The organism is Bacteroides sp. AM16-24 (assembly GCF_003471885.1).
In the GTDB taxonomy this organism is placed as follows: domain Bacteria; phylum Bacteroidota; class Bacteroidia; order Bacteroidales; family Bacteroidaceae; genus Bacteroides.
In genome coordinates this window covers 84,047-98,297 of record NZ_QRKI01000016.1, presented here as the reverse complement: position 1 = coordinate 98,297, position 14,251 = coordinate 84,047, and the positions used below count along the sequence as shown (strand labels likewise).

Below are 14,251 nucleotides of genomic sequence, written 5' to 3'. Positions count from 1 at the left end.
TATTTTTAGAAGTACCTCATTTCCGAAAAAGGTGCTGCGATTGATTAGAATCGTCATATATAGAAAGTCTGAGTACTTGATCTTTCTTTTTCTTGTCACAAAAGTATATGGATTGCGGTGTAATTTTGTAGTGCAGTTTAGGAGACTGTAATGACTAACTAAAATGGAATAGAATAAATGATGAAAGATAGAAAGAAAATAGCGGTCGAGTTGCATCATAAGAATCAGGAAAGGAATGAATATCCAATGATTTTTGGAAAGAAAGTTCCTGTTATCAAAGAGGTATATGATCCGTTGACGGGTTTGCGTGACGGAACTATCACCCCGAATGCGCCAGTCGTAATTACAGGTGAGAATCTGTGTCTATCTTCGCTTGGAACAATTTACTTGGGGCTTTCTCCCGTCTCCGATAAGGGCACATTGATACATGTAAAAAGAGTGTTTAAGTATACTGACACAGAGGTGTTGGTGATCCTGCCTGTTTTGGAGCCGGGAGAATATTCTCCGATAATGATGATTCACGCAGGTGGGAAGGTTGACTTTACTTATACCTTGCCAATAAGATTGAAAGTGCTTGAAGAGAGATATGTAAGTTTGTTTGCCAGGAGGAGTTGTAGTGATTTAATATAAGCTCTCTATTTTGATTTAAGTTCTCTATGAAATGAGCGAAGGGTATGCCGGAGATGTGCTTTTCTCCTTAGGCATACCCTTATTATTTTAGTCTAAACTATGTGGTTTTGGAATCTATTCTTTGAGGATAGATTTTGCTATACCCATTTCCAAACCTCTTAATTCTGCTAGTCCGCGCAGGCGACCGATGCAGGAGTATCCCGGATTGGTTTTCTTCTTCAGGTCGTCTACCATCTGGTGCCCATGGTCGGGACGCATAGGGATGGATACTTGTCTTCTTTGTTGCAGTTCGAGGAAAGCTTTCATAACATGATACATGTCTACATCACCTTCCAGATGGTTGGCTTCGTAGAAGTTACCTTCTGCATCGCGCTGTGTGCTGCGGAAGTGTACGAAGTTAATGCGGTCACCAAACTGTTTCATCATACCTTCCAGATCGTTGGAACTGCTGACACCGAGGGAACCGGTACAGAGACAAAGGCCATTGCTCTTATTAGGAACAGCGTCAATCAATGCCTGGAAATCGGCAGCACTGCTCATGATACGAGGCAGTCCAAGGATGGAGCAAGGGGGATCATCCGGATGGATAACCAACTCTACACCGGCTTCGTCGGCAACAGGAGTGATTTCTTGCAGGAAGTAAATCAGGTTGGCACGCAACTTTTCCGGAGTGATGTCTTTATAACGATCAAGCTCTTGCTGGAATTGTTCCAGTGTGAAGCTCTCTTCCGAACCGGGCAGTCCGGCAATCATGTTGCGAACGAGCAGCTGCTTGTCGGCATCCGTCATCTGCTTGAAGCGGGCTTTTGCTTTGTTTTTTTCTTCGTCGGTGTAGTCGTTTTCTGCACCGGGACGCTTTAACAAGAAAAGGTCGAAGGCTATGAAAGCGGCACGTTCGAAGCGCAGGGCGCGGCTACCATCAGGCAGTTCATAAGCGAGGTCGGTACGCGTCCAGTCCAGTACGGGCATGAAGTTGTAGGTTACGATATTCACGCCACACTTACCGAGGTTGCGCAGGCTTTCTTTATAGTTATCAATGTATTTCTGGAATTCTCCAGTCTGGGTTTTGATATGCTCATGCACAGGTACGCTTTCTACTACTGACCAGCGCAGACCGACAGCTTCGATCATTTCTTTGCGTTTCATGATTTCTTCTACTGTCCACACTTCACCATTGGGAATGTGGTGCAAAGCGTTTACGATACCGGTTGCTCCGGCTTGTTTGATATCCCATAGGCTGACCGGATCGTTAGGACCGTACCAGCGCCAGGTTTGTTCACATAATATCATAATGAATAGGCTTGATTTATTGATTTGTACTATGTTGATAAATAGATATTTATGAAGCAAATATAGAACACTCTGTAAGTGTTAGATAGAGAAAGCATCAAAGCCACCGTCTACTACTGACAAAGCACCTGTTACGAAGCTGGAAGCATCGCTGATGAGGTAGTGGATGGTTCCGAACAATTCTTCCGGTTCGGCAAAACGTCCGCATGGGGTGTGGGCGATGATGGTCTTTGCACGGTCGGTATAAGACCCGTCCGGGTTAGTCAACAGGGCACGGTTCTGGTTTGTTAGCAGGAAGCCCGGAACAATAGCATTTACACGAAGCTCAGGACTGAATTTAGTGGCCAATTCCGTAGCCATATAACGGGTATAGTTGGCTATGGCAGCTTTGGCAGAGCCATATCCTACCACACGTGTAAGAGGACGCAGAGCTGATTCAGAGCAGAAGTTTACGATAACTCCTTTTTTATTCTTTGCCATCACGTCTACAAATGCCATTGTAGGCAATACCGTACCGAAAAGGTTCAGGTCTACTACTTTTCTGAAAGCATCTACTTCCAGGTCGAGAATCGTTTTATCCGGGGCGATAGTAGCACCGGGCATATTCCCACCTGCAGCATTCAGCAATATATCGATGGTGCCGAAACGTTTCAGGATAGCTTTTTTGTTTTCTTCTAATATTTCTTTATTCAGAACGTCTGTTACAAGAAACATAGCTTCTGTCTTTTGACTTAGTTCTGCTTCCAGTTCCTTACCAATTTCTTCTACACGGTCAAGGATTACGATTTTGGCACCTTGTTCTGCAAGATAGTTAGCAATACTTTTACCCAGGATACCGCAACCGCCGGTAACGATAATCACTTTGTCTTTAATGTCGAATAAGTTTTTCATGTCTTTTCATTTATAAGTTTATTCTAAATCTCTGTGCTACAAAAATAGTGGAAAAGTAGCTTGTTTACTATAACAAACGTCTCAAAAAGATGAACTCTTATATCAAAAAGTATTAATTATTGCTTAAAAGCGTCTTTTTGGACTAATGCTTTCAGAAAATAATAGTCTGCATAAATTATTGGGGTAGATTCCGATTTTCCTGCCATCAAGAAGATGCCAATGAAATCAATGGCCTGCGTACTATGATTATTGGTCAGGCGTGATTCTTCCTGTCCCTGCAGAAATTTTCAAAATGAACGTTGCAATATCAGTAAGCTCTCTGGTCCCATATTAAACAGTAAATCGACGATGCTGAGATTGGGCAGAAAGCCGAGCCGTTCCTGGAAGACCTGATAATAAGGCTGGACTATGAAGTCCGGGTCTTCCTCTTTATAATCTTTCTTCGGATGAATTCGTTCGCGAAAATCATCTTCTTCGGATGTAAAGTCGAACTTGTACATATCGGTGCGTTCCATATCCGGCTGTATATCTATCAGTGAACAGACAAGACGACATAATTCTTCGTTGAAATCGACTAAAAACTCATATTTCTTCTCATAGAAAGGCTGGAAATCATCTTTGTAGTATTCAAAGAAAGGCGTATGATTATAAGCAGATGACAGAGCATTCCAATGCAGGTGCCGCCAGTTGCCATGATCGGAGATACGGATGTCTTTTAGTGGACATTTCAGGGTGCCGGGCTTGACGGTAGGGATGGAAAGTGCCAATTCACCGTCCGGTGCTGCAATGGTACAGCGGTTGCGGTAGGTCTGTTTCACATAATGGTCGTGCTGCTCGATAAAGACCTTGTCATAAGCCAGTAACTTGGCATAATATTCTATGGGTGCCAGATAGGCAGAAGAAAGATATACGGTTTTCATTTTGAATTCATTCTTTGGTAGTTCTCTTACAATTTTTCCTTTTCTATTGTACGGGACTGAAAAAACGTTTCCAGCGGTACCCTCCGAACGGTCCGGTTTCACTTTCCTTAGAAAACCAGATGAGCGAGGCTTTGCCGATAATGTGGTCTTTAGGGACGAAACCGAACAGACGGGAATCAGAGAGATTGATGGAGTTATTGGCACTTACCCAGTAATAATCTTTGGTAAAGTAGCAATGTTGCACAGGTTTATCTTCTATATATAAGGTATCGTTTTTAATCTCAGCTTGTTTATTTTCATGCAGCACCAAGGTATTGCGTAGCAGAGTCCGGTTCCACGGATATACACGTACAGCTTTTCCCTTACCGGGAACAATCAGCGGACGTAAGGCCTCTATGGAGTCTTTCTTATCCAGTAGTTTTATCCAGCAGTTTCCGTTCATGACTTGTTCCAGCAGATAATATTCGTAACGGCTGAAACTACGTACATTCTTTACGCTGTCCTGTCCCATCAGGCGATTATCACATATGGAAAGGAGAGTGAGTAATGAATCAAGTTGCTTCTCCTTTTTCCGGGGATAGGCGTACAGGAACTTCTGATCGGGAGCATTCTTTTCCGATGGAATGACGGAAAACAGGGAATCTATCAGCAACGTATCCCCCGGCACGCCGATACAACGGCTGATGAAAACCTCACGTCGGGAAATGACAGACTCTGAAAGATTAGCCGGATTGTTGAAGACGATAATGTCTTCCTTTTCTACGGGACTGTCTCCCCAACGATGATAATTCCACAACGCCATGAGGGGAAGGCGCAACCCATAGCTCCATTTATTTACTAGGATACGCTCTCCCTGAAACAGGGAGTTCTCCATACCCGATGAGGGAATAAGGTAGGAAGTCATAACGCAACCTCGGAGTAACACTACAACGAGTATTATTCCGATGATTGCTCCCGTTATCTTCCATGCCTTTTTCATTTCAGGTGCTTACTTTACCCACTTAAATATTCGGTTCCAACGGATTTTACCGTCAAACCAGCCGCGATCCTTATCGAGTGACAGCCAAACTACAATTGGCTTACCTACGACATGATCTTCCGGAACGAATCCCCAGGAACGGGCATCAGCAGAGTTGTGGCGATTATCACCCATCATCCAGTAATAGTCCATCTTGAAGGTATATTCGTCTGTCTTTTTGCCGTTGATGTAGATACCATCCTCTTTTACTTCCAGAGTATTGCCTTCGTATGCTCTGATAGGACGTTCGTAGATGGGCAGATTATCCTCGGTCAGTTTGATGGTAGCACCTTTCTTCGGTATCCAGATTGGGCCGTAGTTATTGCGATCCCACTTTGTATAGAGATTCAGCGGATACATCTGGCCGGTGAACATTTCCGGTTCCATGACAATGCGGCTGACCAGTTTCTTATTTGCAGATAGCGTTTCAAGCATTTTCTTTGTCAGCGGCAGATCGTAGGTAGGAGCTAGGCGCCCTTGTGCATCACGGTGGGTTAATCCCATCTCCATTAACAGGCTTTCGTTAGTGACCATTGCCTGATCGTCCTTACTGATGCCCAGTTCGCGGAACATATCTTCTGTGATGTACGGGCCTGTGGTCTGTACCAGATAGTTGAGTTGCATGTCTTCCGGGTTTTCAAGAGGCTTCCCGTCGATATAGACTTGGGCATCCCTGATTTCAAGTGTATCTCCCGGTAATCCGACGCAACGCTTTACATAATTCTCGCGGCGGTCTACAGGGCGGACAACAACGTCACCATACATTTTAGGATTGGAAAGTATCAGGTTTCTTCCGGCATTGTAGTACAAATCGTAAACGGCACGTTGTTGCTTACGCGTCAGACTGTCCATATTTACAGGATTCGGATACATTCGCTGCCCTTCGTTGTAGGCAAGGGAATAGAAGTCCGTTTGTTGATAGTTGGTGGCTACGGTATCTCCCGCAGGGAAATTGAAGACGACGATATCATTCCGTTTCACTTTACCCAGACCCGGAACACGTTTGTAGTCCCATTGGGGCCACTCAATGTACGATTTGGTATTTACCAGTGGCAGGGTGTGCTGAGCCAGCGGCATGGACAACGGCGTATTGGGCACGCGCGGACCGTAACTTAATTTGCTGACGTAGAGGTAATCGCCTACCAACAATGATTTCTCTAGTGAAGAAGAAGGTATCTGATAATTCTGGAATACGTAGATATTGACGAAGTAAACAGCTACCAATGCAAACACGATAGCATCTACCCAACTCATCACGCTGCGTACAGCCGGGTTTTCTGATTTTTTCCAGAAGCCCCAGGGAATTTTTTTGCTGATGTAAATGTCGAAGATAAAAGGTACGACGATCAATCCCAGCCAGCTTTTCACCCATATCAGGAAAGCGAGGTAAAGTACGGTGACGATTGCGAATTTAACCCATTGGGCGCGAGTTGCTTTTCTCATTTTAGCTTGTTATTTATGGTCTGTTTTATTATTTCAGGAAAGGGAACAAGTCGCTCATTCCCAGATAACCTTCCTTATTAGCAGTAAATTCGGCAGCGAGTACGGCACCCAGCGCAAAACCTTTGCGGTTCTTGGCATCGTGCGTAAGGATAATGCTGTCAGCTTCCGATTCGTAGCGGATTACGTGGATACCCGGCACTTCCCCTTCACGGATAGAGCTGACGGGTAGTTCATTGGCCGCACATTCGGTAGAACCTGAAACGGTTCCATCCGCTGCCTGCATGGTTCCTTTCACCCAGCGTTCTTTACGGTCGAGGTTTTCCAGAATTTCTTCGGCAAGCGTGATAGCCGTACCGCTTGGAGCATCCAGTTTGTGGATATGGTGTGTTTCGCTCATTGTCACATCGTAAGCCGGAAACTGGTTCATTATTTTTGCCAGATATTTATTCACAGCAGAGAAGATGCTGACGCCCAGACTGAAATTCGACGCCCAGAATAGCGTTTTACCTCCTTTGGTACAAAGCTCTTTGATTTCATCGCCATGTTCATCCATCCAACCCGTACTGCCGGAAACTAACTTCACACCGGCTTCGAAAGCCTTTATATAATTATTGTAGGCTACCATGGGGTTAGTGAATTCTATGGCAACATCAGCGCTCTTGAAAGCATCCGATTTAAAATCCTCCTGGTTATCTACATCGATGATGCTGACAATCTCGTGTCCGCGACTAAGGGCAATCTTCTCGATTTCCTTACCCATTCTTCCATAACCGATTAATGCTATTTTCATTCTTTCTTCTGTTTTAATTCACTTTATCAACATTTTATAGGTCGCAAAGGTAATGTTTTTCTTACATTTGCGGGCAATATTAACTTCTTGTTAACAATGGAACTACTATTGCATTATGTCTGGAAGCATAAAATCTTTCCTTTGAAGATGCTTCGGACGACTACCGGCAAGCCGGTTGAGGTGATAGATGCCGGACTACCGAACACGAATGCAGGCCCCGACTTCTTTAATGCCAAACTGAAAATAGACGGTACCCTCTGGGTGGGAAACGTTGAAGTACATACTGTTGCCTCCGACTGGATGCGGCATGGGCACGATAAAGATGTTGCTTATGATAATGTGATCCTGCATGTAGCGGAGACTGTAGATTGCGAAGTGTTTCGTGCGAACGGTGCATCGGTACCCCAGTTGCAGCTTTCTTGCCCCGAGTCCATCCGTCGGCACTATACCGAGCTGAGCCATGCGGAGATTTATCCTCCTTGCTATTCCATATTAGCTTCTCTTCCGAAATTAACAGTCCATTCTTGGCTTTCTGCTTTGCAGGTGGAACGCTTTGAACAGAAGGCCCGTGTTATTGCCGCCCGATTGGAGCATTGCAATAATCATTGGGAAGATGTATTCTTCATTACCTTGTCCCGTAACTTTGGTTTCGGGCTGAATGGGGATGCTTTTGAGGCATGGGCCAATCATTTACCTTTCCGGGCGATAGATAAGCACCGAGATAATCTCTTTCAGGTGGAAGCTTTCTTCTTCGGACAAGCGGGGCTGCTGGATGAGGAATTGCCGGATGAGGATGAATATTACCGGAAGTTACAGAAAGAGTTCAGCTATTTGCAGCATAAGTTTGAATTATCAGCTCCAATGCCCGCCACCCAATGGCGTTTTCTCCGTTTGCGTCCCGGCAATTTTCCCCATGTCCGGCTGGCACAGTTGGCAAGCCTATATTATAGGGAACGTTCGTTGTTCTCCCGCATCATGGAAGCGGAAACGCTGGAAGCTGTCCGGAAACTACTGACTGTTAGTACCTCTCCGTATTGGGAAGAGCATTTTAATTTTAAAAAGACTTCTCCCAGACAGGAAAAACAAGTCGGAAAGAATGCACAAAACCTGATTGTGATTAACACTGTCATTCCTTTCCTCTATGCTTACGGTTTGCATAAAGCAGACGAAGCACTCTGCGAACGTGCCACCCGTTTTCTTGAGAGCCTGAAGGCAGAAGATAATCACATCATTCGCCATTGGAGTGGGGCAGGGCTGCCTGTATCTACTGCTGCCGACTCGCAAGCCTTACTGCAACTTCAGAAAGAGTATTGCGATAAGAAAGACTGTCTGCGCTGTCGCTTTGGGTTTGAGTATCTGCGGCAAAAATAAGCTTGCTTATTTTTGTATCGCTTTCGGATTTTGCATTATCTTTGCGCCTGATTAATAACCCCTTTGACATTGTAACCAGATGAAGGCAATTCACTTTGTATTTTGTCTTTTTGCGGTACTTATGCTGACGACTATGAATGGTCATGCTGCCGCAACTAATGAGGACTTCCAAGTATTCCTCAAGAAATTTACTTCTAGTGCCTCTTTCCAGTATTCCCGTATCAAGTTTCCGCTGAAAACTCCCATTGCCCTGTTAGAGGAAGATGGTGAGACGGAGAAAACTTTTCCGTTTACACGTGAGAAGTGGGCTTTGCTGGGCGAAGATGCATTCAAAGAAGAGCGTATCACAGACGAGGAAGGAGGAGTTTATGTCTCCCGTTTCACAGTAAACAACCCCAAACATAAAGAATTTGAGGCAGGTTATGATGAGTCGGAAGCTTCCCTTCGTGTGGTGTTCGAACTAATTGACGGAAAGTGGTATGTCACCGATTGCTATACCGATTGGTATAACTTCGATCTTCCTATCAGTGAGTTGCCGGAAACTATCACTATGATAGAAGAAGAGAATAAGGCCTTTGAGGAGATGCATCCTTAAATTACTAAAATATACTTTTTCTGTACGATTTATGTGTCTTTTTCTCTAAAAAGTACCGTTTCTTTGCAATGTGGAAATATTGTAAACGAAACTAATACCGGAAATGACACATTCAACTTTCATACATATTCTGTGGAAATGTATTTTCCTTGTTCTCCCTTGTACTTTATTGGCGCAAGAGCGCGCTTCCTTAGGTCATTGGATTGCCGAAGACCAGTCGGGAATGATGGACTTCACTATCCGTGAAGATACGCTTGAACTTATTGTCCCCGAAGGGCTTACTTTATGGTATAAAGACCGCCTGACCGGTGATTATGAAATCAGTTATCATATTTGCATGGTGATGAATGGCGGAGAACACGACCGCCTGAGCGACATGAACTGTTTCTGGGCTGCAAATGATCCGAAACACCCCGGCAAATTATTAGCCCGCTCCACTTGGCGAAATGGTATCTTCCGTAATTATAATACATTGAATCTGTTCTATGTAGGCTATGGTGGTAATGATAATACCACTACCCGTTTCCGTCGTTACTACGGTCAGTTTTACGATATAGATGAAGCTCGCATCAAACCTTTGATTAAAGAATATACCGATCCCGTTCATCTATTGAAGCCGAACCGGTGGTATCATATCCGGATTCGTGTTCGAAATAATAGCACCACTTTCTTAGTAGATGATGAGGAACTTTTCCGTCTGCCTCTTGAAGCCGGTGCAGGCGGTGGACATTTTGGCTTGCGCCTTCTTCAAAATCATGTCCGCTTCACGAATTTCCGTACCGAACATTTGAATTAACTCTATTAATATTCTCATACCATGATGACGAAACTTAATCTGATGAAATCTACCCTTGTTGCTGCATGTACTGTACTATTTTCCTTTAACCTGTCGGCACAGATTGTAAGGAATGAACGGTTACTCTCTTTTGAACAACCCGAGCTTCCTACCGGTTTAAGCGCAACGAAAGCCACGCTCGGCATCAGCGACCGACATTATAAAGACGGTACACACAGTTTGCGATGGACCTTCGAACCTGGCTCTGTGTTGACTCTTCAGCGTGATCTGAAGTTCGAGAAGAAAGACCCTACCGGAAAAGATACTTACCTTTCCGCTTTCATTGTTTGGGTGTACAACGCAAAAGCCCAAGATACTACTATTGAGTTTGAATTCTTGAAAGACGGAAAGAAGTGCACTTCTTTTCCTTTCGGTATTAACTTCACCGGCTGGCGTGCTGCCTGGGTCTGCTATGAGCGTGATATGCAAGGTATTCCTGAATCCGGGATGAATGAACTGCGCATCATTGCACCTGATGTAAAAGGAGAGCTGTTCATTGACCATCTGATAACTGCCAGTAAGGTGGATGCCCGTCAGCAAACAGCCGATGTGCAGGTACCCTTCGTTAATAAAGGAACCACCAACCATTGGCTGGTGATTTATGAACACTCCCTGTGGAAACCGGAAATAGCCCTTACTCCGGTTAGTGAGAAGGACAGACAAGATATGCAGTTGATGGAAAAACGTTTCCGTGATATGCTTTATACTCCTTCTAAACTTACAGAAAAAGAGATGGAAGGCATTCGTAAGAAATATGATTTCTATGGGATTACTTACAAGGAAGGTGTTGTAAGCGGACTACCCATCTTCATGGTACGACAGGCAGAAGCTTACGAACGTATGTATCCCAACTGGGATAAAGGTATGTTCACCAAGTTAGGGATGGAGATGAGTGAGTATTTCAATCTGATGCGCCGGATAGCCTATGCCTATAACAATGCTTCGGATGCTGTGACAAAGGATGAACTGAAACAGAAGTTCCTGGCCATGTACGACCATATCACCGATCAGGGAGTAGCCTATGGCAGTTGTTGGGGGAATATCCATCATTACGGATACAGCATGCGCGGTTTGTATGTGGCCTATTTCCTGATGAAAGACGTATTGAGGGAAACCGGAAAGCTGAATGAAGCGGAACGCACCTTGCGTTGGTATGCCATTACCAATGAAGTATATCCTAAACCCACGATCAATGGCATTGATATAGATACTTTCAATACACAGACACAGGGCCGCATGGCAAGTATCCTGATTATGGAAGATACCCCTGAAAAGCTTCAATACCTCCGTTCTTTCTCCCGCTGGATAGATTATGGTTGCCGTCCGGCACTCGGATTGGCCGGTTCTTTCAAAAAAGATGGTGCTTGTTTCCATCATCGCAATAACTATCCGGCTTATGCGGTCGGCGGTCTGGATGGTGCCACAAATATGATTTATCTGTTGAGCGGAACAGGATTCAAAGTATCTGAAATAGCACACGAAACAGTAAAGAATGTATTGCTCACCATGCGTTTCTATTGTAATACCAAGCAATGGGCTCTTTCCATGTCAGGACGCCATCCCAATGGAAAGGGACAATTGATCCCCGTACAATATGCTACTTTGGCATTAGCTGGCACTCCCGATGGGAAACAAAAATACGATCCAGAATTGGCTGCTGCTTATCTGCGTCTGGTTTCTTATACGGAAACTCCTGATAAGAATGCTCCTGACTATCTGCCGAAGGCATCTACCGCTTACGAACAAAAGCTAAAACAGCTATTTGAAGCACAGGGATTCCGCCCCGAACCCAATCCGCAAGGTAATCTGGCGTTAGGGTACGGTTGTGTTTCAGTACAGCGCCGGGATAACTGGGCAGCTGTGGTACGCGGACATTCCCGTTACCTTTGGGCAGCAGAACATTATCTGGATGCCAACTTCTTCGGTCGTTATTTGGCTCACGGCAGCATGCAAATATTAACCGGAAAGCCCGATGAAATGGTTACTTTTACCACCAGTGGCTGGCAAGAAGCAGGATTCGATTGGAACCGTTTCCCCGGTACGACGACTATTCATTTACCATTCGATCAGCTTCGCGCTAAAGTGATGAATGTAGATACTTTCTCCGGCATGGAAGAAATGCTTTATTCCGATGAGGCTTTTGCTGGTGGCTTGTCTCAGGCGAAATTAAATGGTAACTTCGGTATGAAGCTTCATGAGCATGACAAGTACAACGGCTCACACCGTGCCCGCAAGTCTTATCACTTCTTCAATGGAACGATTGTATGTCTGGGTACGGATATTGAGAATACAAATGAAGAGTTCCCGACAGAGACTACCGTTTTCCAATTGGCAGCCACTACTCCCGAAATGCATGATTACTGGGCAGCTTATAAAAGTGACGGACAGACCTATATCGATCCTAACGGAGTAGGTTATTATTTGTCGAAAAACTCGATGAAAGTGGCAAAATATGAAAAGAATTTCCCACAAGTTACCGTAGGTGAACGTAATCCGAAACCTACTTCCGGTGATTGGGTTTCATTGGTATTAGAGCATGGAAAGGCTCCGAAAGGTGCTTCCTATGAATATGCTGTCCTGCCCCGTACGGATGCAGTTTCCTTGAAAGCTTTCGCAAAGAAACCGTCTTACAGGGTATTGCAACAGGATCACAACGCTCATATCGTTCGTTCTCTGACTGATAAGCTGACCTCATACGTACTTTTTGAAACACCACAGGCATTGCCTGAGGAGGGATTGCTGCAGAAAGCCGATACTTCCTGCCTCGTCATGATACGTGAAGACAGAGATAAACTTTTATTGACCGTTTCCCAACCGGACCTGGCACTGTACCGGGGTTCGAGTGACGAGGCCTTTGACAAGGATGGCAAACGCATAGAACGCAGCATCTATTCACGTCCCTGGATTGACAATGATAGTGGTGAAATACCTGTAACCGTTACTTTAAAGGGTGAATGGAATGTTGCAGAAACTCCCTATTGCAAAATGATTTCCAAAGATAAGCAGCAAACGGTTCTGCGTTTTATATGTAGGGATGCCGCCAGCTTCGATGTGGAGCTGAAGAGATAATGAAATTAATCCTTAAAATAGCGCTGTGATGAAAGTAAAGAATATAATGTTGTGTGCAACGGCTCTCGCTCCTTCCTTGGTTTGGGCGAAAGAGTTGCCTAATATCATCTATATTGTAACCGATCAGCAGACCGCCTCTGCGATGAGTTGCATGGGAAACGATGACTTGCATACCCCGAATATGGATAAGCTGGCACAGGCAGGTATCCTGTTCCGTAATGCCTATTGCTCTACGCCCCTGAGTGGGCCTGCCAGAGCGGCTATGTTTACAGGCTATACTTCGCACGAAGTAGGACTTGCCCGAAACGGTACGCCGATACCGGACTCATTGCGTACCCGGACTTTGGGAACATTGATGCAGGATGCCGGTTATGATTGTATCTATGCCGGTAAATGGCATGTACATACAGCCTCCATGCCGGATAAAGAGTTCGGTTTTACTACTATCCATCCTCATAGTGATAATGGGCTGGCAGAAGCCTGTGTCGGTTTTCTGGAACAAAAACATACCAAACCCTTTTTCCTTGTGGCTGGATTCGATAACCCGCATAATATCTGTGAGTACGCGCGTAGCCAGAATTTGCCTTGGGGAAATATAGAAGACCTTCCACAGAATGAGTGGCCGGGACTACCTCTTAATTTCGCTAAGAATCCCTATGACGCTGATGTTATCAGTTATGAGCAGAGCTTGAATTATTCGGCTTATCCTACCCGTAACTACACTCCGGATGATTGGCGCCGTTACCGGAGCCTCTATTACCGTCTGGTTGAAAAGGTGGATGCAGAAATCGGTAAGATTCTGAATGCTGTGGACAAACAGGACTTATGGAAGAATACAGTCGTGATATTCACCAGTGATCATGGCGACGGAGTGGGAGCACACCATTGGAACCAGAAATCGGCTTTGTATGAAGAGGTGGTAAATATCCCTTTGATTGTAACCTTACCGGGGAAGAAGAATGCCGGCAAGGAGATGCCGCAACTCGTGAATAATGGTGTGGATTTCTTTGCAACAGTTTGTGACTGGACAGGTATCCGGCTTCCTGAAGGCCTGCATGGTGTCTCTTTCAGACCGTTGGTAGAGAAAGCCGATCCGTCGTTGAAGCATCAGGACTACATTGTGACTGAAACCACTTTCGATAAAGGCGGGAACACACGTGGCTGGGCTTTACGTACCTCTCGCTACAAATATGTGTTGTACGACAAAGGTCTTTATCGTGAACAACTCTTTGATATGGAAAAAGACCGCGGTGAAATGCGCAATCTCGCCATCGAGGAGAGATACAAAGAGATCCTGCTGCAACACCGTGAGTACCTGCACGACTGGATGAAATTGCATCATGTAGCGCAGATACGTAAAGATGTACATACGATTCCGGGCGTAAATCCGGAATAAGAT

General features: G+C 44.9%; 12 protein-coding genes. 6 read left to right on the top strand and 6 right to left on the bottom strand.

All coding sequences use genetic code 11. The features are described 5' to 3' along the window. Positions 1-177: 177 nt before the first annotated feature. Positions 178-630, top strand: a complete 453-nt coding sequence (locus tag DW182_RS17185; protein WP_118296300.1) for a DUF4469 domain-containing protein — start codon at positions 178-180, stop codon at positions 628-630. A gap of 114 nt (positions 631-744) precedes the next feature. On the opposite strand, the gene uxuA is transcribed toward DW182_RS17185, so the two are convergent. From uxuA to dapB, 6 genes are all read right to left on the bottom strand, one after another. Continuing rightward, positions 745-1,920, bottom strand: a complete 1,176-nt coding sequence (gene uxuA, locus DW182_RS17180) for a mannonate dehydratase (protein WP_118296299.1) — start codon at positions 1,918-1,920, stop codon at positions 745-747. Between the two features lie 81 nt (positions 1,921-2,001). Next, positions 2,002-2,811: an SDR family oxidoreductase gene (locus DW182_RS17175; protein WP_007661421.1), complete on the bottom strand. Its 810-nt coding sequence runs from the start codon at positions 2,809-2,811 to the stop codon at positions 2,002-2,004. Positions 2,812-3,098: 287 nt separating this feature from the next. After that, positions 3,099-3,731 carry a WbqC family protein gene (locus tag DW182_RS17170; protein ID WP_118296298.1) on the bottom strand — a complete coding sequence of 211 codons (633 nt, stop codon included), beginning with the start codon at positions 3,729-3,731 and terminating at the stop codon, positions 3,099-3,101. A gap of 43 nt (positions 3,732-3,774) precedes the next feature. Then, the gene (gene lepB / locus DW182_RS17165; protein ID WP_118296297.1) at positions 3,775-4,710 is read right to left on the bottom strand and encodes a signal peptidase I; all 936 of its coding nucleotides are present in this window, start codon (positions 4,708-4,710) and stop codon (positions 3,775-3,777) included. Positions 4,711-4,719: 9 nt separating this feature from the next. Then, positions 4,720-6,192: a S26 family signal peptidase gene (locus DW182_RS17160; RefSeq protein WP_118296296.1), complete on the bottom strand. Its 1,473-nt coding sequence runs from the start codon at positions 6,190-6,192 to the stop codon at positions 4,720-4,722. Positions 6,193-6,220: 28 nt separating this feature from the next. Beyond that, positions 6,221-6,982 carry a 4-hydroxy-tetrahydrodipicolinate reductase gene (gene dapB / locus DW182_RS17155; RefSeq protein WP_118296295.1) on the bottom strand — a complete coding sequence of 254 codons (762 nt, stop codon included), beginning with the start codon at positions 6,980-6,982 and terminating at the stop codon, positions 6,221-6,223. A gap of 96 nt (positions 6,983-7,078) precedes the next feature. On the opposite strand from dapB, the gene DW182_RS17150 reads away from it, so the two are divergent. From DW182_RS17150 to DW182_RS17130, 5 genes are all read left to right on the top strand, one after another. Then, a complete protein-coding gene (locus tag DW182_RS17150) occupies positions 7,079-8,353 on the top strand; it encodes a DUF2851 family protein (RefSeq protein WP_118296294.1) in 1,275 nt (424 codons plus the stop codon). A gap of 79 nt (positions 8,354-8,432) precedes the next feature. Continuing rightward, the gene (locus DW182_RS17145) at positions 8,433-8,948 is read left to right on the top strand and encodes a DUF4348 domain-containing protein (RefSeq protein ID WP_118296293.1); all 516 of its coding nucleotides are present in this window, start codon (positions 8,433-8,435) and stop codon (positions 8,946-8,948) included. A gap of 103 nt (positions 8,949-9,051) precedes the next feature. Next, on the top strand, positions 9,052-9,744 hold the full coding sequence (locus DW182_RS17140) for a DUF6250 domain-containing protein (RefSeq protein WP_118296292.1): 693 nt from the start codon (positions 9,052-9,054) through the stop codon (positions 9,742-9,744). Between the two features lie 42 nt (positions 9,745-9,786). Next, positions 9,787-12,852, top strand: a complete 3,066-nt coding sequence (locus DW182_RS17135) for a chondroitinase family polysaccharide lyase (RefSeq protein ID WP_199678609.1) — start codon at positions 9,787-9,789, stop codon at positions 12,850-12,852. 28 nt (positions 12,853-12,880) lie between these two features. Next, the gene (locus DW182_RS17130; protein ID WP_118296290.1) at positions 12,881-14,248 is read left to right on the top strand and encodes a sulfatase; all 1,368 of its coding nucleotides are present in this window, start codon (positions 12,881-12,883) and stop codon (positions 14,246-14,248) included. Positions 14,249-14,251: the final 3 nt, after the last annotated feature.

Coding starts and splice junctions, on each gene's coding strand:
- DW182_RS17160 (WP_118296296.1), bottom strand. CDS start 6,192: ATGAGAAAAGCAACTCGCGCCCAATGGGTTAAATTCGCAATCGTCACC.
- DW182_RS17150 (WP_118296294.1), top strand. CDS start 7,079: ATGGAACTACTATTGCATTATGTCTGGAAGCATAAAATCTTTCCTTTG.
- dapB (WP_118296295.1), bottom strand. CDS start 6,982: ATGAAAATAGCATTAATCGGTTATGGAAGAATGGGTAAGGAAATCGAG.
- DW182_RS17185 (WP_118296300.1), top strand. CDS start 178: ATGATGAAAGATAGAAAGAAAATAGCGGTCGAGTTGCATCATAAGAAT.
- DW182_RS17145 (WP_118296293.1), top strand. CDS start 8,433: ATGAAGGCAATTCACTTTGTATTTTGTCTTTTTGCGGTACTTATGCTG.
- DW182_RS17170 (WP_118296298.1), bottom strand. CDS start 3,731: ATGAAAACCGTATATCTTTCTTCTGCCTATCTGGCACCCATAGAATAT.
- uxuA (WP_118296299.1), bottom strand. CDS start 1,920: ATGATATTATGTGAACAAACCTGGCGCTGGTACGGTCCTAACGATCCG.
- DW182_RS17140 (WP_118296292.1), top strand. CDS start 9,052: ATGACACATTCAACTTTCATACATATTCTGTGGAAATGTATTTTCCTT.
- DW182_RS17135 (WP_199678609.1), top strand. CDS start 9,787: ATGAAATCTACCCTTGTTGCTGCATGTACTGTACTATTTTCCTTTAAC.
- DW182_RS17175 (WP_007661421.1), bottom strand. CDS start 2,811: ATGAAAAACTTATTCGACATTAAAGACAAAGTGATTATCGTTACCGGC.
- lepB (WP_118296297.1), bottom strand. CDS start 4,710: ATGAAAAAGGCATGGAAGATAACGGGAGCAATCATCGGAATAATACTC.
- DW182_RS17130 (WP_118296290.1), top strand. CDS start 12,881: ATGAAAGTAAAGAATATAATGTTGTGTGCAACGGCTCTCGCTCCTTCC.